General features: G+C 41.3%; 24 protein-coding genes. 8 read left to right on the top strand and 16 right to left on the bottom strand.

What is annotated here, in order from left to right; genetic code table 11:
* Window positions 1-145: 145 nt before the first annotated feature.
* Entirely contained in the window at window positions 146-1,435 is a 1,290-nt protein-coding gene (locus ACQK2H_RS14405) for an amidohydrolase (protein WP_425392073.1), read from the bottom strand.
* Window positions 1,436-1,556: 121 nt separating this feature from the next.
* Here ACQK2H_RS14405 and ACQK2H_RS14400 point away from each other — a divergent pair, with 121 nt between their 5' ends.
* Both ACQK2H_RS14400 and ACQK2H_RS14395 read left to right on the top strand, forming a co-directional pair.
* Entirely contained in the window at window positions 1,557-3,701 is a 2,145-nt protein-coding gene (locus ACQK2H_RS14400; protein ID WP_425392072.1) for a carboxypeptidase-like regulatory domain-containing protein, read from the top strand.
* Between the two features lie 22 nt (window positions 3,702-3,723).
* The gene (locus ACQK2H_RS14395) at window positions 3,724-4,374 is read left to right on the top strand and encodes a tetratricopeptide repeat protein (protein ID WP_425392071.1); all 651 of its coding nucleotides are present in this window, start codon (window positions 3,724-3,726) and stop codon (window positions 4,372-4,374) included.
* An 85-nt stretch (window positions 4,375-4,459) separates the two neighbouring features.
* On the opposite strand, the gene ACQK2H_RS14390 is transcribed toward ACQK2H_RS14395, so the two are convergent.
* From ACQK2H_RS14390 to ACQK2H_RS14350, 9 genes are all read right to left on the bottom strand, one after another.
* Window positions 4,460-5,419, bottom strand: coding sequence for a c-type cytochrome (locus ACQK2H_RS14390; RefSeq protein ID WP_425392070.1), 960 nt, complete (start codon window positions 5,417-5,419; stop codon window positions 4,460-4,462).
* A gap of 62 nt (window positions 5,420-5,481) precedes the next feature.
* Entirely contained in the window at window positions 5,482-6,312 is an 831-nt protein-coding gene (locus tag ACQK2H_RS14385; RefSeq protein ID WP_425392069.1) for an alpha/beta hydrolase, read from the bottom strand.
* Window positions 6,313-6,453: 141 nt separating this feature from the next.
* On the bottom strand, window positions 6,454-7,026 hold the full coding sequence (locus tag ACQK2H_RS14380) for a helix-turn-helix domain-containing protein (RefSeq protein WP_425392068.1): 573 nt from the start codon (window positions 7,024-7,026) through the stop codon (window positions 6,454-6,456).
* Window positions 7,027-7,055: 29 nt separating this feature from the next.
* Entirely contained in the window at window positions 7,056-7,874 is an 819-nt protein-coding gene (locus tag ACQK2H_RS14375) for an ion transporter (RefSeq protein ID WP_425392067.1), read from the bottom strand.
* Between the two features lie 65 nt (window positions 7,875-7,939).
* Window positions 7,940-8,437 (bottom strand): O-acetyl-ADP-ribose deacetylase, encoded by a 498-nt coding sequence (locus ACQK2H_RS14370; protein WP_425392066.1) that lies wholly within the window; start codon window positions 8,435-8,437, stop codon window positions 7,940-7,942.
* A gap of 15 nt (window positions 8,438-8,452) precedes the next feature.
* The gene (locus ACQK2H_RS14365; protein ID WP_425392065.1) at window positions 8,453-9,028 is read right to left on the bottom strand and encodes a hypothetical protein; all 576 of its coding nucleotides are present in this window, start codon (window positions 9,026-9,028) and stop codon (window positions 8,453-8,455) included.
* 174 nt (window positions 9,029-9,202) lie between these two features.
* Window positions 9,203-10,177, bottom strand: coding sequence for a Vps62-related protein (locus tag ACQK2H_RS14360; protein ID WP_425392064.1), 975 nt, complete (start codon window positions 10,175-10,177; stop codon window positions 9,203-9,205).
* Window positions 10,178-10,394: 217 nt separating this feature from the next.
* Window positions 10,395-11,426 (bottom strand): histidine kinase dimerization/phospho-acceptor domain-containing protein, encoded by a 1,032-nt coding sequence (locus tag ACQK2H_RS14355; RefSeq protein ID WP_425392063.1) that lies wholly within the window; start codon window positions 11,424-11,426, stop codon window positions 10,395-10,397.
* A gap of 1,123 nt (window positions 11,427-12,549) precedes the next feature.
* Window positions 12,550-13,377: a hypothetical protein gene (locus ACQK2H_RS14350; protein ID WP_425392062.1), complete on the bottom strand. Its 828-nt coding sequence runs from the start codon at window positions 13,375-13,377 to the stop codon at window positions 12,550-12,552.
* Window positions 13,378-13,695: 318 nt separating this feature from the next.
* Between ACQK2H_RS14350 and hisB the strand changes: the two genes are divergently transcribed.
* Window positions 13,696-14,220, top strand: coding sequence for a histidinol-phosphatase (hisB, locus tag ACQK2H_RS14345; protein WP_425392061.1), 525 nt, complete (start codon window positions 13,696-13,698; stop codon window positions 14,218-14,220).
* A gap of 50 nt (window positions 14,221-14,270) precedes the next feature.
* Here the strand turns inward: hisB and ACQK2H_RS14340 are convergent, their stop codons facing one another.
* Window positions 14,271-14,696, bottom strand: a complete 426-nt coding sequence (locus tag ACQK2H_RS14340) for a hypothetical protein (RefSeq protein ID WP_425392060.1) — start codon at window positions 14,694-14,696, stop codon at window positions 14,271-14,273.
* A gap of 227 nt (window positions 14,697-14,923) precedes the next feature.
* The gene (locus ACQK2H_RS14335; protein WP_425392059.1) at window positions 14,924-16,432 is read right to left on the bottom strand and encodes a M20/M25/M40 family metallo-hydrolase; all 1,509 of its coding nucleotides are present in this window, start codon (window positions 16,430-16,432) and stop codon (window positions 14,924-14,926) included.
* An 18-nt stretch (window positions 16,433-16,450) separates the two neighbouring features.
* On the opposite strand from ACQK2H_RS14335, the gene ACQK2H_RS14330 reads away from it, so the two are divergent.
* Entirely contained in the window at window positions 16,451-16,792 is a 342-nt protein-coding gene (locus tag ACQK2H_RS14330) for an HIRAN domain-containing protein (RefSeq protein WP_425392058.1), read from the top strand.
* 250 nt (window positions 16,793-17,042) lie between these two features.
* Here the strand turns inward: ACQK2H_RS14330 and ACQK2H_RS14325 are convergent, their stop codons facing one another.
* Window positions 17,043-18,854: a serine hydrolase gene (locus ACQK2H_RS14325; protein WP_425392057.1), complete on the bottom strand. Its 1,812-nt coding sequence runs from the start codon at window positions 18,852-18,854 to the stop codon at window positions 17,043-17,045.
* 73 nt (window positions 18,855-18,927) lie between these two features.
* Between ACQK2H_RS14325 and ACQK2H_RS14320 the strand changes: the two genes are divergently transcribed.
* Window positions 18,928-19,341 (top strand): hypothetical protein, encoded by a 414-nt coding sequence (locus ACQK2H_RS14320; protein WP_425392056.1) that lies wholly within the window; start codon window positions 18,928-18,930, stop codon window positions 19,339-19,341.
* On the opposite strand, the gene ACQK2H_RS14315 is transcribed toward ACQK2H_RS14320, so the two are convergent.
* Window positions 19,265-20,095, bottom strand: a complete 831-nt coding sequence (locus ACQK2H_RS14315) for an alpha/beta fold hydrolase (RefSeq protein ID WP_425392055.1) — start codon at window positions 20,093-20,095, stop codon at window positions 19,265-19,267. The genes ACQK2H_RS14320 and ACQK2H_RS14315 overlap by 77 nt on opposite strands.
* Window positions 20,096-20,189: 94 nt before the next feature.
* Between ACQK2H_RS14315 and ACQK2H_RS14310 the strand changes: the two genes are divergently transcribed.
* The 3 genes from ACQK2H_RS14310 to ACQK2H_RS14300 are packed head-to-tail and all read left to right on the top strand — an operon-like array spanning window position 20,190 to window position 21,580.
* The gene (locus ACQK2H_RS14310) at window positions 20,190-20,744 is read left to right on the top strand and encodes a toxin-antitoxin system YwqK family antitoxin (RefSeq protein WP_425392054.1); all 555 of its coding nucleotides are present in this window, start codon (window positions 20,190-20,192) and stop codon (window positions 20,742-20,744) included.
* 36 nt (window positions 20,745-20,780) lie between these two features.
* A complete protein-coding gene (locus ACQK2H_RS14305; RefSeq protein WP_425392053.1) occupies window positions 20,781-21,179 on the top strand; it encodes an alkyl hydroperoxide reductase in 399 nt (132 codons plus the stop codon).
* Window positions 21,170-21,580, top strand: a complete 411-nt coding sequence (locus ACQK2H_RS14300) for a DoxX family protein (RefSeq protein WP_425392052.1) — start codon at window positions 21,170-21,172, stop codon at window positions 21,578-21,580. Before ACQK2H_RS14305 ends, ACQK2H_RS14300 begins: the two co-directional genes overlap by 10 nt.
* Here the strand turns inward: ACQK2H_RS14300 and ACQK2H_RS14295 are convergent.
* Together ACQK2H_RS14295 and ACQK2H_RS14290 are read right to left on the bottom strand one after the other, a co-directional pair.
* The gene (locus ACQK2H_RS14295) at window positions 21,546-22,772 is read right to left on the bottom strand and encodes a succinylglutamate desuccinylase/aspartoacylase family protein (RefSeq protein ID WP_425392051.1); all 1,227 of its coding nucleotides are present in this window, start codon (window positions 22,770-22,772) and stop codon (window positions 21,546-21,548) included. The two genes, ACQK2H_RS14300 and ACQK2H_RS14295, sit on opposite strands and share 35 nt — an antisense overlap.
* Window positions 22,750-24,627 carry a CBS domain-containing protein gene (locus tag ACQK2H_RS14290; protein ID WP_425392050.1) on the bottom strand — a complete coding sequence of 626 codons (1,878 nt, stop codon included), beginning with the start codon at window positions 24,625-24,627 and terminating at the stop codon, window positions 22,750-22,752. Before ACQK2H_RS14290 ends, ACQK2H_RS14295 begins: the two co-directional genes overlap by 23 nt.
* Window positions 24,628-24,636 lie beyond the last annotated feature (9 nt).

The raw sequence follows: 24,636 nt of genomic DNA, 5'->3' as shown, positions 1-24,636 counted from the left end.
TTGGTTTATCTTTCAATTATGATTCAAATATCAATTCAAATACTTCAATTTAATATTAGTATTGTACCATAAAACGTGTTAAGCAAAATGCTTACTAAATTTAATTATTCAAATTTTAAATAGGACTAAAATTAGATTTTGATTGTTATTTACTCATATAATCAAGCGTTAGCCCCATCATCGCCTTCATACCAAGCTTCATTCCGGAATCATCTACGTAGAAATCCGGGGTATGATGTCCGGCAACTTTTTTAGGATCTCGATCAGGTGGACATCCTCCTACGAAAAAGTAGAGTCCTGGTATTTGCTCCTGAAAAAATGAAAAGTCTTCAGCTCCGGTAATGGGTTTGATTATTTCAACATTTTCCTCCCCGGCAGCTCGTTTTAAGGATGGAAGCATTTTCTCATAAAGTGAAGGCTCATTATATGTTACAGGATACCCTTCGTCTATCCATACTTCTACCTCAGCATTGTTTGCCTCGCCTGTTTTTTGTGCCACTTCTCTAATACGCTGCAAGATTTGAGTTCTCATATCAGCATCAAGCGTGCGTATAGTCCCCAACATGTAAAGGTCCTCAGGGATGATGTTGTATCGAACACCGCCATGGATGGCACCAATGGTTAGCACAGCGGGTGCTTCTGTTAGCTGCATGTTTCTACTGATGATAGATTGAAAATTATTGATCATTTGTGATGCTGTCACAATAGGATCTACGCCATCCCATGGTGCTGACCCATGTGCTTGCTTTCCTTTGATGTCTATTCGCATGGAGTTTACGGCTGCCATGATTCCTTCCGGGCGGACTTTTAGCGTACCTACAGGTGTTTGAGCATTGATGTGCAAACCAAATATGGCTTCTACATCTGGGTTTTTGAGCACACCTTCTTTTACCATCAGCTTGGCTCCACCTTCTTCACCTTTTGGTGCTCCCTCCTCTGCAGGCTGGAAAATAAACTTTACTGTCCCAGGCACTTCGTCTTTAATCTCCCAAAGCATTTTAGCAACTCCTAGCAGAATACTGATATGCGTATCATGTCCGCAAGCATGCATGACTGGTACCTGTTCACCATTGTATTCACCCATTTGTTTGGATGCCCATGGAAGGTCCACTCGTTCTTTAACAGGAAGTCCATCAATATCAGCTCTCAATCCCACAACAGGACCGGGCTTTCCTCCCTCCAAAATAGCAACGACTCCAGTTTTTGCCACTCCGGTTTGTGGTTCATATCCAATTTCTTTAAGTATTTCAGTAATTCGCTCTGCAGTCTTAAACTCGCGATTGCTCAGTTCTGCATTTTCATGAAACCAATGACGCCACTCTATGACATCTTTTTCAGTTTGAGTTACAAGTTTTTCTATTTGCTTGTCAAATTTCTGTGCAAAGAGTGTCAGCACAAAGGATAGCATTAATACAGTTAATAGTGTTTTCTTCATATCAATTAGATTTTAGACCATAAGTTACAACTCATCCTGCTAATTCTACAGTTCGGTAGAGTAGATTGGTTGGAGTAGGTGATCAGTGAGACTTTTGAATCGAATCCAAAAGTCAAAACAAATGAAAGCCTTACTCAATCTGATCTTGATACTCACCCTGACAGGACTAAATGCGCAGTATACTATATCGGGCAGGGTGACCGAAAAGTCAGGCGAACCGCTGCTAGGCGTAAATGTTTATGTCAAAGGCACCTATGATGGAGCTACCACCGATATCAACGGGCAATATTCATTCAGCACCGGTAAGGAGGACAGTCTGATTTTAGTTGCTTCCTTTATCGGATTTCAGGAGGCGAATATTCCAGTCACCGGTAATGGAAAATACGATATCGTCTTAAAAGAGAAGATAAGTCAGTTGAATGCGGTGGTGATCACAGCAGGAGCATTCAATGCCTCAGAGGAGGGTAAGCGAGAGGTTATGAAACCATTGGATATTGTCACTACCGCAGGAGCCACTGCTGATATCCCGGGAGCGTTGAATACTCTGCCAGGCACTCAAACGGTTGGAGAAACAGGGCGACTATTTGTAAGAGGAGGGGATGGTCGAGAGACGAAAACATTTATTGATGGCATGCTTGTACATAATGAGTACGGACCGGCAGTGCCAAATACGCCCTCAAGAAGCAGATTTTCTCCATTCATGTTTAAGGGGATGAGCTTCTCCACTGGCGGATATTCAGCAGAATATGGTCAGGCATTGTCATCTGCCTTAATTCTTCAATCCAAAGATGTTTCTGATAATAACCGAGCAGACCTGTCATTGATGTCTGTTGGGGCTGATGTATCGCTCACACGATCATTTAAAAATAGCTCTGTGGCAGGAAAGGTTCAATACACCAACCTAACCCCTTACTTTGAAATTGCCCCGCAAAACCTGAAATGGAATAATGCTCCAACAGGATTGGATGGAAATTTTGCATACCGGGTGAAAACAAGCAAAACAGGACTTCTAAAAGTGTATTCAAATTTGAGTACTTCGGACATGGATTTGTTTGAATCTGACATTGCAAATCCTGAAAACGAATTGCCGGTAAAAGTCACTAATGACTATGCTCATTTTAATGCATCTTATCGTGAGTTGGTATCGGAGAAATGGGGTATTCGTACAGGTGTTTCATTTACGAGGAGTGATGATTTTGCATCGATTTCCACAAACTCGCAAAAACAAAAGCTCAATGGTTATCATACCAAACTTGTAGCTGACTATCAACATTCTGATCGATTAGCGTTCCTGTTTGGTGGAGAAGTGATCACCACCAAAGTTGACCAGGTGCTATCCGGTGATGAAGGGTCATTAGACCAATCATATAACGAGGTGATCCGGGCATCATTTATAGAATCAGAGATTTTCGCTTCTTCAAAGCTGGCATTCAAAGTAGGAGCCCGATTCGAAGGTGACAATCTAAGAAACCAGCTAACACTTACTCCCCGTGTGTCGGGAGCTTATAAGACAGGTGAGAATAGCCAGGTATCTGTTGCCTATGGCGAATTCTTCCAGGCTCCTCAAAATCAAATAATGCTTTCAGCCAATGATGCAATGGCAGAAAAAGCAACCCACTACATCATGAACTATCAGTGGCTAAAAGAAGGCCAAAGCTTTCGGGTGGAGGCTTATGAAAAGCAATACGATCAGCTGGTAAAGTATATGTCAGTATTTGATCCAGGCTCATTCACTTTTGATGGTGATGGATACGCAAGAGGCCTTGATTTCTTCTGGAGGGATTCGAAAACATTCAAAAACATGGATTACTGGGTGAGCTACTCCTTTTTACAAACAGAGCGAAACCATCGTGATTTTCCCGGTTCATTCACACCGGCTTTTGCCTCAGCACACAACTTCTCATTTGTAATGAAAAAATTCATTGAGGATATAAAAAGCCAAATAGGGGTGACTTACTCATTCGCTAGTCCCAGAGCTTATAATGATATGAATAATGACAAGTTCCTATCAGCAAGAACTCCTTCATATCATGATCTGAGCTTTAATATCAGTTATCTATACAGCAACCAGATTATCGTTCATGCGATGGTCAACAATGTGCTGGGAATCAACAACATCTATGGGTATGAGTTCGCTGACACTCCCGATAGTAATGGAGTGTATGCCAGCAGAGCAATCACCCCTCCGGCGAAGCGATTCATTTTCCTTGGAGTGTTTATCACACTCTCTAAAAACAAAGGCATTAATCAATTACCAAATCTTTAAATCAATTAAACTTTTATCAATTATGAGAAAGAACATGATACTTATCTTAGGTCTTTTGTGCGCTGCTGTTGCAATGGCAAATGGCCAATTCGAAAAAGCAATGAGTGAAAGCATCCCGGCTATGTTTTCAGCACAAAACCCGGATGATTTGCAGAATGCAATCAACAAGTTGGATCGGATAGGGGAAGCCGAAGGGGATCGGTGGGAGCCGTATTATTATGCTGCATTTGGGTACCTGAGAATGAGCGGTATGTTTGAAAAAGCAGAGGAAAAAGACAAATACCTTGACCTTGCAATGAAGCAGGTGGAAAAAGGAGAAGCCATCAACCCAAACGACTCTGAACTGGAAGCTATGAGAGGATATATCCACATGATTAAGTTGACTGTGGACCCTGCCACAAGAGGGATGATGTACAGTGGGCTGGCATTTACTTCTTTTCAAAAAGCGATCAAGCTGAATCCTGAAAATCCAAGAGCACACTTTTTATTGGGACGTATGCAGCATGGAACTGCTCAATTTATGGGAGGTGGAAGTGAGGACGCATGTGCAAGTCTCTTCAAAGCAAAAGTCTTATTCATGAAAGGAGAAGAGACTGAGAACCCGTTTGCGCCGAGCTGGGGTCAGGATGGAACAGAAGAATCCATTCAACAGATATGTGAGAATGGGGAATAAATGAAATAGATGCTTCTCAAAGGATGCTTCAATTCAGAAGGACAGATCTTTGAGAAGCCTCTTTTTGTATAATCTGTATATATGCTTAATTATAAATCGAGCGCTCCACTTCATTAGCTATCGGCGGAATGGTCATCAGGTAGTCATAGATAGCTCCGACTTCATAATCAGTCAATTGAGTGTAGGGCAGCATCGGATATGAGAGAGGAGGCTCGCCTTCTTTCAATCCATATTTTACAGCATTCGTGAATTGTTCTTTGGTCCAGCTGCCTATGCCTGTTGCTTCGTCAGGAGTGAGATTAGGAGTTAGCATCACTCTTCCTTCTAAATCCAGCGGTTGATTTCCACCAGCGAAATACCCCGGACTCATTGTTGGGTTCAGATAATTGTTGGTTTTAAAATCCGCAGAGTGACAGGAGAAACACTCGAGATTATGTGCCAGGTATTCACCAAGCTGCAAAGCGTTGTTGGTGTCCGGCATAGGGATCGGCTTTTCCGGCATAGGGAAGGGTTTGAATGCCAGTCTACTTAAAACTTTGGTAAGTAGCGATGGTTTTGTTGGCGTATCGGGCTTGTTTTCAGCTACAACCATTGGGTGATCTGATCGAAGAAAAGAGATGATTGCATCAATGTCTTCGTCAGCCATCAGAGGTAGTTTTGCCATATATGGAGGTGCATATTGTCCATCTCTTTTGATTCCGGTTCTCAACAATCGCACGATTTCACCATCTGTCCATTCACCGATTCCATACGTTTTATCCTGTGTGATATTTGGTGCGTATATTTCACCGAATTCAGAAGGAGCATCTTTCATGCGTTGACCGGTTAGCTTACTCGTGGAACGATCCATGTGACAATTGGCGCAAAGCATGGTCGCTAATTTTTGACCTCTTTCGATAGCTTCTGCTTTGTCACTTCTTTGAAATTCAACTAATTCTGTTTCATAGGAAGGAAGGTCTTGGGCATTAATAATTACAAGGGCGATGACTCCAATAGTGATCAGGACTACCAATCCTAGCCCCAGGATTTTAATAGCGTTTTTCATAGTGATTAGGTTAAGAACCAATGAAAATAATCAATTTTTAATAATCATATGGTTAATAAGTGTTACTCATTTGCCTTACTCTTTTCCAGGTATTGACTCCACTTTTTTAGTGCCAAGGGCGTTGAGTAATAGAGATTATTTCCATGGTTTGCTCCCGGAATGTACGCATGTACGAAATTTTGGTAGGATGAATCTGAATCAAGAAGTAGTGTCATCTCATTGTATGCAGTTTTCATTTTGGTGTTCTCCTCTGTTCCCAAACTCATGAAAATAAAAGGCCTTTTAGCATTAATATCTATTTCCCTTGCCTTATCAATGATGATCGAACCATCACGCCAAAAGGCGGGACTGAAACAGAAGTAGGAATCAAATAAATCAGGTTTTTCAAGGTATGCATAGAAAGAAAATAATCCTGCCCGTGAATGCCCCGCCAGCATACGATTCCCATTGGTGGAATACTTGCTTTCAATAAAAGGGATTGCTTCTTTTTCAATAAATGCCAGAAACTGATCAGCCTGACCATAGATTTCACCATCTGTATCTTCCAATATGAAATGTGGTGTGAGGTCTCGATTTCGGTCTGTGTTGGGAATGCCTACAATGATCAACTCCGGAACCACCTCAGCGATACTTAACATCTCTGCAATGCGTGAGATAGTAAAGTCTTGTGACGAGCCGTCCAGCACATAAAGGATTGGGTATGTTCTTTCAGGATCATAAGCTGTCGGTAAATGGATCAATAAGTTTCGTGACTCATTTAGGATTTCAGAATGAACCTCCTCTAATTCATCAGCTTCCAGCTGATCCATTTGCGCCACAATTTCAAAAATAGTAAGTACCAATATGGTCGTGACGAAAGCAGTAATGGTAATGGTAATAAGTGCCTTTTTCATTTTGTTTTTGGAGGCAAGTAGGGTAAAGCCGGGCTTTTTTACCACGACATATCTATGACACTTTTATGTCATCTGACTTTTAAGCGGTTTTAGTTCTGAATATGATTAAATATCCCTTCTGATTGTGATTGCTGCCAACCTCTAGAATATGGCTGGAATTTTATTCAGCATGGTAGTATCCTTCTGACCAATTTTTATAGAATTGGTCAGCGTAATCATCACATTCACAATCAACAAAATGAGGTAAGCCGACATTCGTAAGGGGTAGTGTCCGACAACCTTTTGGCCGGTAAGAAAAATAGATCCCAGATGGATCAATCCAATGGAGATCAAGACTGCTAAAACCCATAAAACCTGAAAACTTATGAATTTGCGGGCAGAAGAATCGAAAGCTTCAATTCTTTTGTGTTTGTTCCAGTATGCAAGTTGAATGATAAGGTGAACCACAGGGAGAATGATGGCTAACAACCCAAGGCTATTCAGAATTCGTAATTTTCGCATCGGGTTGTTTGATACTTCATCTTTAAGTCTAAGTTGAGACAGCTCTAAGCCAAGTGCTTTTGACAAAGCTTTTAAGGTATGTCCATGTGGTCGGACAATTCCTTTTTCTATCCGCTGTACGGTGCGAACTGAAACACCGGATTGATGAGCTAGCTCTTCCTGGGAAAAGCCTTTTTCGCTTCTTGATTTAGCAATGATTTCACCAGGGGACATGCTGTAAAATTAGAGGATGTTAGTGATAATCAATCTGAAGTATTCTTAGCTCTAAGCTCGGTGATTTCTTTTTGCAGGTTATCCAGCTTTTTGTGTAGGAGCTTGTGTTGCTGTGCGACAAAAAACTTAATATGCTCTTCTTCCTCACGCATTCCTTGCATGGCTAATTGGTTCATGGTATTTACAACAATTGCAATGAAGACATTGAGCGTGGTGTATGTTGCAATAAGTATGAATGTTACAAAATAGACGGCCGAATAAGGCACCCCGTCCATGATAGGTCTAGCGATTGCTGACGACCAACTTTCCAGTGTCATGATCTGAAAAAGAGTGTACAGAGCATTAGTTAATGTGCCGAAATACTTTGGATAGTCCTCGGCGAAAAGGTTATACCCAACCACCGCGTAGATGTAATAAACGATTGTGAGCAGCACTACAATCCAGCCGATACTTGGCAGAGAGTGGAGCAGCGACTCAATAATCAAACGTAGTTTAGGAAGACTCTTGAGCAATCGGAGCGTACGGATGATTCTCAATGCACGAAATATCGAGAAAGACCCTGCTGCCGGCAAAATTGAAATACCCACAACGAAGAAGTCAAAAAGATCCCATCCATTGGTGAAAAACTTCTTTCGGTAGATGAATATCTTGAGCACAATCTCGATGGTGAAGCATACCAGAATGACCATGTCAAACGCATCGATTGTCGCTTCATAATCCTTTACAACCTCAGGGTACGTCTCCAGACCAATGAGGATGGAGTTGACGATGATGATGAAAGTAATAAAGTTTTGAAAGCGGGGTGATTCCAGGAAGTTCCTGAGAATATGCTCAACGAATTTGATCATGAGGCTATATAGTGGTGAATGTAGAATGAAAGATAAGTCGGAATATGGTATTTATTCCTATTGGGTCACTTATTGAGGAGGTTTTTATATAAGTGGAAGTTTTCATCTTCAAAGCAGACAAAGGTTACTTCTTGGATCACGTGTGAGGAAAAAGAGCTGACATTCTCAATGGCAATTTCTGCTGCCCGTTCCTTCGGGAAACCGTAAATACCTGTGCTGATGTTAGGAAAAGCGATTGTCTTAACGTCATGATCTGCAGCGGCGATGAGTGATTGAATGTAGCAGGAGCGAAGCAGTTCTTCTTCGTTTGAATTACCATCCTTCCAAACAGGGCCAACTGTATGAATCACGTATTTAGCTGGTAGATTACCTCCAGTAGTAATGACTGCCTGTCCTGTTTCACAACCGCCAATTTCTTTGCATTCCTCTAAAATAGCGAATCCACCTGCCCGATGGATGGCACCATCTACACCACCACCTCCAAGTAGTGAACTATTAGCCGCATTGACAATTGCATCTACTCTAAGTTTGGTGATGTCCTCTTGTATCAGTTTGATTTTCATACTTGAATATAATGGTTAAGGATTCCTTTTCATGAACCAAAGCGTGTATGCCGTGGATGGTTTCCACGTATGATAAACGCGAAATCCGTAACGTTCATACACGTTTTTATTACGTGCTACTGAGGTTTCTATTAGAATAGGAAGGTTTTGCTCGCTAGATAATTTGAGAATTCCATGCTTCAGGTCATGCACGCCATTCCCTCCTTTGCGGATCGGGTCTACACCGAGGAACCAGAAGTTGAGGTGAGGTTCTTTCAGTCGGTGCTTTTTCAAATACCCTTCGCGCTGAAGGACATGAGGCACACGGGAAAACCCGATGGCTTTTCGAATGAGTTGTAGCTGGTTCCAGTAGGAGGAGAGGGAGGTTCTTGTCGGTTCTTTGAAACAGATTGCTGCAGCACTTTCATCGTCGGAAAGAAAAACTCCATCATTTTCCAGTCCGGTCTTTACGGCATATTCAATGAGTGCCCTTAATCGTTCCTGCACTTTCTCATCCTGTTTGATTACCCACAAAGCGCTGGGGTTTGTTTGGAAGGATTCAGTGAGGATTTGAATGGCTTTAGAAGCTTGTGCTGTTGTAACTTTTTGCAAAGCGTGAGTTTTTATAGCTAATACGCGAAGTTAAGAGATGATAAGCTTTTGAGTTTCTCTGTCATCGCTAGCTATACAAGCGATGGGTATGTTTTTAGTAACAATATTTCGAAAATAAAAAAACCATGAAGGAACACTTCACGGTTTTTAATATTCGATTAGAAATTTTGAGCGTTATTTTTCGTAAGTACTCGGATCCCAGACTGGTTTATTTATAGGCCCTGTCGGTCCATCAGAAAGTGTACAAATTTCTTCACCACCTACTGTGCCCTGACAATCCATTTTTTGATTACCAAACCTATAAATAGGACCGCTAAGGGGATTATCTATTGGATTCGATCCGGCGTTGCTGAAATCTTTACTCATCCACTTGGGCCAGTCACTTCCATTCAATCCCTTCTTGCTTGAGTAGTCAAATGCCACAATTCTTCCATTTTCCGCTACATCAAGAACTTCGCCTTTAGAGGTAATATCGATTTCATGTTGTCCTTCAGTAAAGTACATGCCATGTGAGCCTTGTGCAGAAAAGACAACTGGTTGGTCACCGATTTTTTCAACGTCCTCCCATGCTTTGGTGGTTCCTGTACTGTGAGTAGCCAAATACATTTGATACGGCTCAAGTACCCAATCTTCATTTCCTTTGTCTATCCAACGCAGACGAACCGAAGCGTGCTCCCAGTCTCCCACGTGGTTTTGGACGATATTTCCGGTTGCTTCATTGTATGGGTAGAAGTAGAAGTGAGTGATCTGATACTTTGATTCGTCTTTTGCAATCCAAAATACATACACTTTCGCGGTACTCATTTCTCCATGGAAAAAATCCAATATATCATTTCCGGTTTGAAGTGGCTCAATGGTAGTCAAAGAATATAAGCCATTGTCTTCATTTAAGTATCTCTTGAAATGTGGAAATGCATAATCAAGTGAAGAAGGAAAATAAGACTCGTCTTTATCCATATATGTATACGGCGCATACTTCTTCATTAATTCCACCTTATAATCATCTGTGATTGTAGGTTCCGGATCTGGGATTGGTGTTTCATCTACAACTAATTCCTCCTCGTCTAAGTCATTAAGCAAATCACAGCTGATCATGCTGCTGGCAAACAATACTAGGATCAGGTGGTAAATAAATTTGTTTTTAATCATGTTTTAGTTTTTACTATTTGGTTGTTAAGCTATTCTTATTGTTAAGAATGCCCGAAAATAGTCTTATCGAGTTCTTCAAATTTTGGATTTAGATGAAGCGCTAGATTAACCCGAGGAATTCAGTCTTATATTAGACTATCGCTGTGCCATGGATTATGTCTCACAAACCAAAATCAGTTTGTGGTTCGTGTGGACAGGAACCGAGGCTGGAATCAATTTACTTCTTTAGCTCTTTCTCAAAATCAACCACAGACTCGTTGAGGATTCTATTGATATCATGAACTACCTCATCAAGATTTTTACATGATTCATTTAAAAGATCGAGTAGTTGTCGCATTTCTTGTTGGGATTTGGCATCTTTCAAAAGCTCCAATACGCCCATAACATTGGTGAGGGGAGCTCGTAATTCGTGAGAATTCTTGAAAGAGAAAATTTGGAATTGAGTGGCCTGATCCAGAATTTTTTTTGTTCGCTTATTTACTACTTTTTCCAGATTAGAATTGATCAGTCTGATTTCATAGTTAGCGACTTCCAGCTCCTTTGATTGTTCTTCAATTTGTTGATTCTTGTTTGTCAATTCCAGATTCTTACGCTCGAGGGAATCAATCAGTCGTAGGTTTTTATTAGCAAATCGCTCATTGATACTTTTGAAAAAGAAAGAAACCACTAATATGATGGTGTATGATGCAATGGTTATGGCATTTAATCTGGGATAAGATGCTCCTGTAAACCCTAAATCGTAATAGCCCACACCAAAAATTTCATGAATTCGATCAAAGAAGACAATGGGTATCAAACTTCCCAGCAAGGAAATTCCAATCAACAACTTTTCTTGGAAGCTAAATACGAGTACCGGAATAATGGCAGTAGTGAGGATAAAAAGTCGGGGCATGAAATACATGGCTTCTTCTATTTCTGCGACACCATTTAACTTAACTGATATCGAAGCATAAAATGGATAGACGGAGCACATCCAGCACAAGAATACCCGGCTAATGTTTGCTTGTCCTAGATGATTGAGTGAAAAGATAAAGGTGATTGCAAATAAGTTACCGTAAAGCAATAACCGGTTGAAATTACTCCACCCATTAATGGAGAAATTGAAAAAGAAAAGGCCCAGCAAAATACAAAAGAGGAAGAATACCGATTGATTGGTAAGAATGATGCTTCGATTCTTGCTCACATGTAGCTCACCGTCAGTGCCGATATGCGATATCTTGTCCCATGTGGTACTTAACGATTGAAACATCTATTATTTTTAAATCAAAGTGAGTAACAAAATCACAAGCTCATACTATTATAAAGAATATATCTATGACATAATACCCCTATCGATCATTCCAACGAATAATTAGAGGAAAATGTTAATAACGGTTTAACTTCTTTCTTTTACCTAAAAATAACGGCCACCGGGCATGTTGAAATTGTAAAGTGGGTATTATAAATGCATGTAGTTTAGACCTCCTCATCTGCGCGACCCGGTTACAAACGAGGACGAGAGGAGTATCTCCTTTATTTAAAGTCTGGGGAGGTACGGGAAGTTTAGAGGTATGCGAGGGAGTAAACATGTAAAGTCATGCTGAACTTGGTTCAGCATCTATGTTATTGATTTTCCCTAACCAAACCTTGAAGACCCTGAAATGAATTCAGGGTGACTTTCTAGTGTTGAGAGTCACTCCTCCAAAAGATCCCTCTTAACCATAAGAGTAACGAGGACTAGAGGAGGGGTCCGGGGAGGTACGGGAAGTTTAGAGGTATGCGAGGGAGTAAACATGTAAAGTCATGCTGAACTTGGTTCAGCATCTATGTTATTGATATTCCCTAACCAAACCTTGAAGACCCTGAAATAAATTCAGGGTGACTTTCTAGTGTTGAGAGTCACTCCTCCAAAAGATCCCTTTTAACCATAAGAGTAACGAGGACTAGAGGAGGGGTCTGGGGAGGTACGGGAAGTTTAGAGGTATGCCGATGGAGTAAACATGTAAAGTCATGCTGAACTTGGTTCAGCATCTTTGTTATGTTATATCCATAAACAAACCTTGAAGACCCTGAAATGAATTCAGGGTGACTTTCTTGTGTTGAGAGTCACTCCTCCAAAAGATCCCTTTTAACCATAAGAGTAACAAGGACTAGAGGAGGGGTCTGGGGAGGTACGGGAAGTTTAGAGGTATGCAGAGGGAGTAAACATGTAAAGTCATGCTGAACTTGGTTCAGCATCCATGTTATTGATATTCCCTAACCAAACCTTGAAGACCCTGAAATGAATTCTGTGCCATGGTTTGTGTTTTCACAAACCAAAATCAGTTTTCAGTTCGTGTGGACACGAACCGAGGCTAAATAAAGCACTTTAGCCCATGCCTTCATTCATACTGTTAGCTGTTTGTTTTCTTAGCTATTTGATCGTTGACCTTGCTTAAGTAGCCGATTTCTTTTCCTGGGATATTCGATTCTGTAATTAAAAGATCAATTTTCCGGTTTCTAAATTCGAAAAAGGATTTGGCTAGTTTTCCGAATTTGATCGTAGCAAGATGTTCAATAAATTCAGCAATTCCGGTTATAACTACTTCTAGATTCTTGTAAGAATACTTCATTTTATGCAGTTTCATCTGGTACTCATATTCTTTGATAAGGTATTCAAGTTCGTCTTCAATTTCAGATATATTCAATTCTGTTTTGCTGATTTTGGATACCCAGTTTCTAAGCCTTTGAAGTTTGATTTGTGAGTCATCATCTTTCTTGAAATCAATTAATTGTTCCCAACTTACAGAGCTGTCGGGTTCAGGAAATTGCTTTAGTATTATGTTGAGTACTTCTGATTGGCGTCCGTCAAAATATGATGATTTAGATGGAATTGATCCCAAAATCGGAGTAACTGTTTGATTTTCATTATTCAAAAGTTGGGAACATACTCTCGTACAAACATCACAAAACTCTTGATTCCAACTTACTGGACTTTCGGTCATGACGTTTGGGAGCTTATCAAGATAAACTATCCCATGCTCGTCCCATCTAATTACCTCTTCGAATTTCTCTTGGAAGTTCGCAGATAGGTTTAATGATTTTACTGTTCGATCATAATTTTTTGTTCTCAGCAAAACTTCTCTTTTGAAAAAACCAAGTTCTTGAAGGTATTCAATCTGAGTTAGATTGAATTGAAGTTCATCCCACCTGTTAAAATCGTAACCATGAGCTCTGGCCATTCTTTCCTCATGGAAGTGAATAGAATCATCGACAATTAGTTCGTCAAAGACAGAAAAAGGTGTTTCAGAGAACCTTCGTATTGTAAGAATTCTGAGCTGTGAAATATCTTAAAGGCAGTTCTTTTCATCAGGGTGATAAATAACAGCTAACATCAATGTAACGCGAACCAATTCGCGTTATTTGTCTAAATCTTTTTTATACGTATTACTCCTAACTCACTGAGAGCCGGATGTAACACGCACTCGTTAAAATTAAATGATTCTTTCAAAAATACTGTTTTGTCTAAATAACCAAAGCTCATCTTATCTTCGCACAATATGCAACCCATCTTATTCATCGACCGTGACGGCACCCTCATCCAGGAGACGGATGATGAGAAAATTGAGACCATCGAAAAGCTGGACTTCCTGCCGGAAGCCTTGTACTACCTGAAGAAGATCAAAGAGGAAACGAACTACAAATTTGTGATGGTCACCAATCAGGACGGATTAGGTACTGATGCATTTCCGGATCATGAGTTCTGGCCGGTACACAACTTCATCATGCGGCTGCTGGAAACGGAAGGCATCCACTTTGATGCGGTCCACATCGATGAGCACTACGAGAAAGACAATCACCCTAACCGAAAGCCGGGGACGGGCATGCTCACCGAGTACATGACAGGGGACTATGATCTGGAGAACTCTTATGTCATCGGTGACCGTGCCACGGATGTTCAGCTCGCTCGTAATCTGGGCTGCAAGGCGATCTATCTTACTTCCGCTTATTCGGATAATGAAACAGCGGCAGAGATGAAACCGAAGGGGTGGGAGGAAATCTATCGATTTCTAGTAGCGAGTTAGAAGTTTCGAGTTGCTAGTAGCTCGTAACTCAAACTCGAAACTCGTATCTTTTACAATATTCCTCTCCCCGGCATAGTAGCCAAACCTACCAATACAAGCAGGATAGAAAGTCCGAAGAAGATCGTTTGGAAACGGAACTTCACCTGTGCATCTCCGGATTTTTTACTTATGGATCGTCCAATCTGGGCAGCTGCAACAGCAAAAATCATGAGTGCAATGTGCTCCACAGACCAGTACCGGCTCACTTTGTCACCCATATTATAGGTCACAAATGGGCTGTAGATAAAATAAAGGATGAGCCCAATCAATAATTGAAGGTGCATGAGTCCAACATAGGCTGGTGCCAATATTTTATCAAACTTGGTATAAGCACCACCACCAAACCATCCGATGAGTGATTTAATTACTACGACTACAGCCGCTAGAAGTACGAGGTATCTTAATCCGGAGTGTGCGTGAAGCAGGAAATTGTACATGCGTTAAATTTTTTGTCAAATATAGTCGCTGTGTCCAATCTCCCTTAGTAAGTCATCCTGAATTTATTTTAGCATCTTCATCGTGCAGACTTGTAAGAGCGGAATAGATCCTTCGCTGCGCACAGTATGACACACTTATAGTGAGTAATGAATATATAATTTCTGTCATGCTGAGGAACGAAGCATCTCTTAATAGGGATCAAAAATGCCGGCACAGGACCGGAATTTTAGTCCATCGTCATTAACGCACTCATCAGCTTAATGCCGTACCACAGGTTTCCAATCCGTAAGTTCTCATCAGCTGCATGTTGGTTGTTGTCATGATTGGCAATAGGAAGAATGATTGCCGGCTTTTCTAATTCATCAGTGAAAAGGTATAATGGGAGCGACCCGCCCAAAGTCGGAAGTAAAATCAAGTCTTCACCGGCTACATCTCTTGATCGCTCAATTACATTCTGGATGATCGGCAAGTCCATGGAGGTTCTTGCAGCCGGGTAGCCACTGGAGCGAGTCACTTTCGCAATCTTAGGGTATTTCAGACGAGTTTCTTGATCAGGATCCTCTCGCACGATGTGAAATCCCTGCTTACGGATGTGCGCTTCAATCAAATCTTGTTGTTTCTCAGGATCACATCCTTTTACCAGCCGCATGCCAATAGCTGCTGTGGCGGTGGCAGGCACCACATTTCTTGCGAGCTTCCCGGTATTTCCACTACTCAGCCCTTTGATGGTTAATGATGGAAGTAGCAATCGCTCGTTATATGAATCTGTTCCTTCCGGATCATTGATTCCCAGTTCTTTCTTAAGCTCCTCATCAATCGGTGGGATGTTGGCCAGGGCTTCTTTCTCCAATTCACTCAGTGGTTCCACATCGTCATAATACCCATCAATGATCACATTGCCCTCAGCATCTTTCATGCTGGCGATAAGTTCTGAGAGCAGTTGTCCAGGAACAGGCGCCCAGTTTCCATAATGCCCGCTATGCAGCGGTCGGTTGGGGCCATAGGTGGTAATTTCCATCCCGGTTACGCCTCGTACGCCAAAAACGAGTTGAGGCTTTCTGGACTGATGAACCGGTCCGTCACAAAACAGCCACAAGTCTATTTCGTCCACTAATTCACGGTTGTCATTCAGATACTGATGCAGCTGATCTGATCCTGCTTCTTCCTGTCCTTCAAAGAAGAAGACTAAATTGGAGCTAACTTTTAGCTTATTTGCCTTGATCATATCCAATGCGGTAAGTATCGTTATGATCGGTGCTTTATCGTCTCCTGCAGATCTGGCGTAGATTCGATGGTTTTCTTCAATATCTTCTGTTTTTGTAGGGAAACCCATGGGCTCGCCACCATTAAGCATGGCATCCGAATAGTAGACAGGCTCCCATGGGTCATTGGTCCATTTGGATTTATCTACCGGTTGACCGTCATAGTGCACATAAAAAGCGAGTGTTCGTTTGGCACCTTTGACAGGGTAGTATCCATAAACGATAGGAGGAGTTCCTACCATGCGGAGCAGTTTCGTTTCCACGTTTCGTTTGTTGAGCTCTTTTATGATGTGAGCAGCATTTTTATTGATGTTAGGTAGGTCGAAAGCCACATTGGGCATGGATAGAAGCGTTTTGAAGTCCTGAATGATCTGGACTCCATTTTCTTGGATGTGTTCATCAGCCAGCTTGTTGATGTCCTGAGCAGAAGTGGAGATTACGAGAAATACCAATACTATTGAAATGATGCGCATGAGTTTTAAATTTGAGTTGTGGCTAAAATCATTAAGATTCCTTCCGTATTTGTTTATGAAACCAAAGTTGTTGGTGTGTCTAAAGATAATGCAGATGGATCATCCAGGCAGGAGATCATCAGACGAGAGGTCGAAGAAGATGATAAACTAAAAGTGGAGGCAGAACCCGACAATCCTTATGACCCCAATGCGGTGAAAGTCCTTTCAAAGCATGGCCACCAAATTGGCTATCTGAATAAAGAGATGGCAGAAACCATTAAGCCGGCATTGGATAACCAAACAGAGATTCATGTCACCGCCAAATGGGTGAATGGGGAAAAGATGCTGGGAGTGGGATTGAGGATAGAGCTAGTTAGTTAGCCCTACCTCCAAATCAATATTTATTCTTTTTTGCTTTTTTTTCAGCTTTTTTCTCCTTGGCTGTCTTTAGCGGTTCTTTTTTTACCGCTTTTTTAGCGTCTTGGCCTTTACCCATGTCATTGTTGTTTAGAAGGCTAAAGTGCAACTAATAATTGGTAATAAGCTTATGATTTTAAATTTTGAGTTGTAGCTCAAATCATTAAAATTCCTTCCGAATTTGTTTGGGAGACTAAAGTTTTAAATGAGCTCATTACTCATCCTTCTTTTCTGCCTCGAACGTTCCATTTGGCTGTATGGACTTCAATCCGGTAACAACTCCATTTTCATCCACAACAAATCGAACTTTAAATCCCTGTAGATCAGTAATTCGAAATACATCAGTCGCAATTCCAGCTAATTCATAATCTTTCTGCCCGGGAACAAACCAATAAAGTGTCCCATATTTAACGGTCACTTTTGACTCCATCTGTCCCAGCATATATGTCCCAATATATTTTTGAAGTTCTTCTTCGCTTAATTCTAATTCGTCCGGAGTTCGCGTAAAAGCAATAGGATCTTTAATGGCGGGTTCTATTTGCCAGGACAGTTCATTGATTTCACCTATATCATTGATTCGGAAATTGAATTTAGGAACACCACTAAAACTAAGTGAATCAATGCCATCTTCTTTTACTTCTAGTAGTGAAAATACATTGTAATGATAATGATCCAGGTACAGTTTTATGCGCTTGAATTGAGCAAAAAGCGAATCATTTTCAGTGTATATTTTAAATGATCCGTATCCTGGATTTGAGTACGTACCGGTAAACTGCTCCAATGCATGTGACGGTCTGGTACCGCTTACGCGAGCTTCATCTGTAGAAGTATCGTCATCTTCTTCCTCATCCTCTTCATCACCAAAGCGCTCTTTATAAAGATCCTGATTCCAATCAGTTTTTTCTACTTTTAATAACCGGTCTGCAATAATATTTCTAACCACTGCAGGAACGCTGGATCCATTCTGATTAGCCAATACTACAATACCTACCGAATCCGTGGGGAAGAAACTGGTACTGGCTGAAAATCCATTGATATTCCCTCCATGTTCTACCCGATAGTGTCCCTTGTAGGAAGACAATCCCCAAGCATAGCCGTAATTAGCAAAATGTAATCCCGGGCGATCTTGATTAGGTAAAGCCGACCGAGCGATTGCCTGAGAACTAATCGCTTGTCTAACATAGGAGGCAGGAAGAAACTCATCTTCTCCGTTTTTACCTCCATTGATCCATACTTTTAGCCATTTAGTCATATCATTGACACTGCTGTATATACTGCCAGCAGGAGCCATTCCGGAAATGCGGTAATACTCCATATACTCGATTTCCTTATTGTCATTGAGTTGGTATCCTTTGGCTGCATTGGAAGATTCTTCAGCTTCAAAACTTGAAACGCGTGAATCAGCCATTTTAAGAGGGTCGAATATTTTACTTTTGATATTGTCTTCCCAAGACATTCCAGTAATGCGTTCTGCAATGACTCCCTGAGTCAAATACATGAAATTGTTATAATACCACTGTTCTCTCAATTCGGCGAATGGTTCATGATGTTTGATTCTCATGATTAAGCTGTCTTTGGAGTCAGTGGGGAAGAAAAACCAGGCCAAATCATGCCGTGGTAGGCCTGTTTGATGAGACATTAAATCTCTAATAGTGACTCCTTGCCTGGCGATCGGATCTGAAAAAGAAAGTTCAGAAACATATTGAATGGGGTTGTCTGAAAGTGAAAGCTTTTCTTCATTTTCCAACATGCCCAGTAATGAAGCAGTAAATGACTTAGAACACGATCCAATAGCAAAGAGGGTATTAGCATCTGCAGCTTTTTTATTCTCATAATCACGATAACCAAATCCTTTTGCATACAGTACTTTATCTTTTTCAACGATAGCTACTGCGAACCCTGCAGCTTTCCAGGTTTCCAGTACTTCATTTAATTCACTGTCTAAGCCTTTTAGTCGTTTATCAGACTGACCAAAGCAGAGACTATATGCGCAAATAATGAGAAGAGCAGAGGTAAGTGATTTCATGATGTATGAGTTAGGTGTATTTGTAAGTTAATCGATTAATCCAACATAAACATGTGTTAGGGGTTAGTATAAAATGCTTGCAAAACTCCTCATTGACTTTGGTTTGGTGATCCTCATTTGGATGACACAGCTCGTAGTATACCCAAGTTTCACGCATTTTGGTCAGGATGAGCTCTTCAGCTGGCACCAGAAATATACGACTGCCATTTCTATGATTGTAATGCCCCTGATGCTGGGACAGGTGATCTCACATGGTTATTTTCTCTACTCAGATTTTGATATCCTCAAATTGATTGCAGCAATTTTAATAGGTATCGCTTGGATCAATACGTTTTTTTATGCCGTGCCATTGCATAATAAGATCAGTTTTGGGCAGGAGATCATTGAATCAGCCAAGGGGCTGGTAAAGCTCAATTGGTTACGGACGTTTCTTTGGTCGGGGGTGTTTCTGCTAAGTCTTTTTGACTATCTAAAAAATCAAGGATAGTCTGATTTACTTCCTTTGGTCGCTCGATGTTGCAAATATGACCGGCATTGGAAATGGTCACGAGTGTTGCTTTCGAATGTGCTTTCGCGAACCCTTTGGCGCTTGGTAAGAATAAGTAATCTTCATCACCCATAATTATAATGGTAGGAATATCAATTTCTTGTTGATGAAATGACTTGAGGAGGCTAAAGAATTCACTGTATAAACCCAGCCACTTTAGGTACTCGCTTTGACTCAATTTTCTGGCCTGCCTTTGATATACCCTTCTTGCAACCTGGTGATTTTTCTTTGGCATCAATAAGTATGAAAAGATACGATACATCCAATGATAAGGGAGGAATAGATTCAAAAATCTGGCAGAGTGAACAAATGCTTTGATCATCCAATTTGCATTAAAAATGCCTCCAATTAGGGTCATGGACTTCACCAGCGAAGGGTCTCGATCATAGACAGCCTGCATCAAAACACTCCCAAAAGAAAGGGTCACAAAGTGTGCACGTGCAACTCCCACCTCTTCCAATACCTTTTTCACATCGTCTACGACAATATTAAAATCATAGGTGTCAAAGGAGGGCTCTATGTTTTTGGATAACCCATGATCTCTTAGATCAATTGCCAGAATGTTGAATGAACGTTTGAGGTCAGAAATTTGATATTTCCATGTGGCGATGCTCCCACCTGCACCGTGAAGGAAAACGATCCAGTCGGCATCTTCTTTTAAAAGGTGTACTTGATAATTAAGTAATGATTGCACGATCGATAAACACCTGCCAACTGGTAAGGTTTACAAAATCTTTGAACAAGTAGATTTAGCCTCAGTTATTAAGAGGTATTCAACTCTTTAAGTTATGATTAGATTATCTGTTGCATTTTTTATTTTTATCGGATTAGAAGCCCACAGTCAGAATTTTCCCTCAGAAATCGACACTTCTCAATACGCCCGAACCATGGGAGAGGTCATAGGTAAGCGTAGTGAAGGCATGTATCGTTATTTCGAGAATGGGGAATCCGATCCTTTTGAAGGTGTTCTTTATGCTAAATACGAAAATGGAAATTATAAATCGTGGCAGGAGTATTCAGCCGGTGTAGGACAGGGCCAATGGATCAATTTCTATGAAAATGGAAACATGGAAGAGTGGGGGACTTATATCCAGAATAAGGTAGAGGGACCGATCAAGAAATATCATGAAAACGGTCAGCTGAAAGCTGAGGGATTATACCGCGAGTGGCGGGTGAGAGTTGGCAAGTGGAAATACTATGATACGTCAGGTAAGTTCATAAAGGCAGAGGATTATGGAAAGAAAGGAGATCTGAGAGAAGTAGAAGCGTATTACGAATCCGGCAAAATCTCAAAGAGCCGGTATGAGTTTATTGTAGATTCAAATCAAAAATACGGACGTTAATCAGTAACAATTGAGGTTCTACCGGGTTTAAATCAAATGAGAACAAATTGGATGTCTGCCGTCCTTAAACTAGCAGCAATTTACAATTTGCTGTGGGGCGCTTGGGTCGTATTATTTCCCAATCATTTTTTTGAATTGGTAGGCATGGAGCCTCCGACACATGTCATGATCTGGCAGGGAATGGGTATGGTGATTGGTGTATATGGACTGGGTTACTGGTGGGCATCTCAGAATCCATTGGTACACTGGCCAATAGTAGCAGTTGGTTTTCTGGGGAAAATATTTGGACCATTGGGTTTCGTAATGAACTTTTCGGCAGGTAAAGTCCCTTTTGGGTTTTTCTACACACTTATCACCAATGATTTTATTTGGTGGATCCCATTTTTTCTAATCTTAAAAGAAGCTTACAAGCAAAGAAATATTCGATGGCTTTAAAACGAATTAGTGTTTACATACAAGGAGTGTTTTACATTTTAGCAGGAGCTAATCACTTCATCAATCCGGAATTTTATTACCCCCTAATTCCTGAATATTTCGTTTTTGAAGAGCAGATGAACAACCTGGCAGGTGTCGCTGAGATTCTTTTTGGTACCGGGTTGTTCTTTTATTCCACTCGAAGAATTTCAGCATACCTCATCGTTATTATGCTGTCTATCTTCATTACTTCTCATATTTATTTCATTCAGCAGGGAAGTTGCGTATCGGATGGCCTTTGTGTGCCTCAGTGGGTAGGATGGGTGAGACTCGTTGTGATTCATCCATTATTGATCTGGTGGGCATGGTCTTCAAGGTATGTTATTGTTAGATGGAGTCATAAATATGTTCGAACCAATTAGCCTTTTGATAGTCTTGATTCCTTGCCTCTGACTCCCTGTTGTACGCGAGGAGGTAGTCTTTGCCTTTTTCTATGCTGCGATACCCCAGTAAATGAAGGAGCTGTTTAGCCAGAAACCGGGCTATGGTTCGATTGATCACCAGCGCAGACTTCTTATCATCCAGCCAACTAATACCGGGAAGCCAAACCAAAACTCTGTCTAGTTGATACTTCCTCATTTTGGTAGAAAGATTAAGAAACAGACGTTTTATCCTTCTTATGGCAAAGAATCCATCGGTTCCCTGGTTTTGATAAAGTGGAAGGAAAATACGGCCATTGGTTTTAGCCCGGATGTCTTTTCCATTGCTTTTGGCTACCAATTGGTCTCTCCGTACTCGCTGGAAATTGAAGAAACCAGGCTCCATGACAAATTCTTCCTCAGGTGTGATTCGGTACCGAAAGTAGATTTCAAAGATACTTTTAACATCGCCTGCGGTTTTTGCTAATAGATCATAATAATGATGGTAATCAATCAGCGCTCTATCGAGCAAGCCTGTAAATACAAGCGACAAATAGCTAAATGCTTCTGCATTTTCAATAGAGCCTAAATCGTCATGCTGTCCGGCCTCAAAACCAAACGCCACATAACCCAATTCATTGATATAACTCAGGATAGGTCCGCTCAGGTATTCTTCAATACCCAGGATAATAGGTAATGGATATTGTGAAGTAAATCCGCGATTGAGCAAACTATCATTTACTGTTAAGAAGGGCAGTGTTTCACTGGAGGTAGTATGAATATCAAAAAAGTAAAAAGGACCTGGATGTGTTTTTAGAATTTCCCGAATTAGGTTGTACACCTCGATCTGTTCCGCAATTTCTTCATTTTCAGCTTCCTCAGGTGCTTCTGGCAATAGGTCGATTCGTCCCTTTGTCCAGATTCTATTCATATCCTCTGCAAGAAATCGGGTTCCTTGTTTTAATGCCTGAAGATTACCTGCAATGCAAAAAATATTGCCATTGATGGGGATTTTGTTTTGCTCTAGATGATTAATCACACGGTGAAGTGCAAATACGCCAGCCGGCTCGTTTCCATGTATTCCACCCATGAAAATGAGTGTGGGACCTGCGGCATCACCATGATAACTACCAATAATCCGGCTGATTTTAATTTCGCTATTTAAGGCTGGACTATGCAACCGGATCTGTGTCATATTGTTGAATATCTTTTATGGTAACTATGCCTACAAGGTGTTTATCCTGAAGAACGGGAAGGCAACCAATCTCATGTTTTTTCATAACTGGAATGGCCTCTGATATGGATAATTCAGGATAAGCCGTGAATACATCTGTTGCCATGATGTCCCCCACGGTTTCTATGGAGTCTTTCGACTCACGTTCGAAAAACCGCTGCATATGCGTCCAGGTAAGCAAGCCACAGATTTCCCCTTTTTCATTTTCTACAGGTACGTGATGGATGTTTTTCCACAACATGAGTTGGGTGGCTAATTCAGCTAAATCATCCTCCTGAACGGTAAATACACGAGTAGACATTATATGACCTACTTGGGTCGCATGCTCGTGTGTAGGCGGATGATCCGGGATTTCCGGCCACTCGTGGATAGGTTGATCTTCTTTTTGATTCCTATACATGTATTTGGTAAGGGCAAGGAGGGCATCATCCTTACGTGTGGTGCTTTTGAGCTTGCGATAGTTTCTAATCGACCACTGTGCACCTGTTTGCCCCACTGCTCTGGCATCTATGATGTTTAACAATCGCTCGGATGTTTCAGGGTTTACCTTCATGTATGAAAGTCCATCAAAAGCCATTGGTAGCAGCTCTCTGGTGACCAGATCTTTTACAGACACTTGCCTTCCTCGCCAGGTCATCACGGAGGCTTTACCGTTTCTGGCAGCCTTGATGAAATTGGATTTTGCATCTGCAAAGTCCATGTGTTTGTGGATTTCTTTATGCGCAACAGTTCGGCCTTTCATGAGCCCAACCCAAAAGGCGAAATTGGCCATCTGGTCAATAACAGTAGGTCCTGCTGGAATGTACCGGTTTTCAATTCTGAGATGAGCACTGTCTTTTGTAGCGCCATAGCACGGTCGGTTCCACCGATAGATGGTTCCATTGTGCACATTCAGTGCCTCCAGCTTGGGAATTCTTCCCTGCTTCAATTCTTTTAGTGAGTCTGTCTGTATTTCCCTGCTTAATAAAATTTTGTGTTGGGCGATTTCATTCTTGTAGATATCCGTAATACTTCCTGTCTCCCAATGCTCTCCAAAGCTGACACGAGAGATTTGATCTTTTAAGGCATAACTGGCTTGCCTTGTGTCAATGCTTTGTTGAAATAAAGCGATCCGTGTTTCATTCCATAGTTCACGCCCCAGCAGTAGGGGTGAGTTAGCGCATACACCTAAAACCGGCCCGGCGATAGCTTGCGCCCAGTTGTAACTGGAAATGAAATCGTCAGGGTCTACCTGGAGGTGCATCTGAAAGCTGGTATTACAGGCTTCCATTAAAACTGAGTCGTGAGTGATTGACAGCTCATCGACCCCTTTTATGTGGAGGTGAAAGTCTGTGCCCCTTGCTCCGCGCATCATTTCATTGAGTGACCGGTAGCGCGGTTTGGGGGTCATGTATTGCAGTGATAATTCAGTCTTGCTAATAGTCGGAAGTATGCCTGTGAGCAGCACATATGCCTCTCTTTTTGCTGCCGCTGTGGATGCTTTATTTAAGAAGGTTCTCAGATGCTTTTCCATCTCATCAAAGCAATCATCTTTCAATACCAGTGGATCCAGGTTGATCTCCAAATTGTAGAGCGCTAACTCATTTGTGAAGTGTGGATCATTGATGTCTTTTAGTATTTCGTCGGCGTTGTTTTGAGGTCGGTAATTTTTAGAAATCAGGCAAAGCTCCTGCTCCGCACCGATACGACTAATGCCGGACTCCACCATTTTTTCTTCCAGCATGATTTCCAGACATTTTACATCATTAAGCAAATGCTTAATAAAAGATGTCCTTATAGATTGATCCGTAGCTGAGCTTACAACTTGATTTCCCATACCATTGCA

Source organism: Ekhidna sp., assembly GCF_965228795.1.
Classification (GTDB): domain Bacteria; phylum Bacteroidota; class Bacteroidia; order Cytophagales; family Cyclobacteriaceae; genus Ekhidna.
The sequence above is the reverse complement of the archived record's forward strand: the minus strand, read 5'-3'. Positions and strand labels throughout refer to the sequence as shown.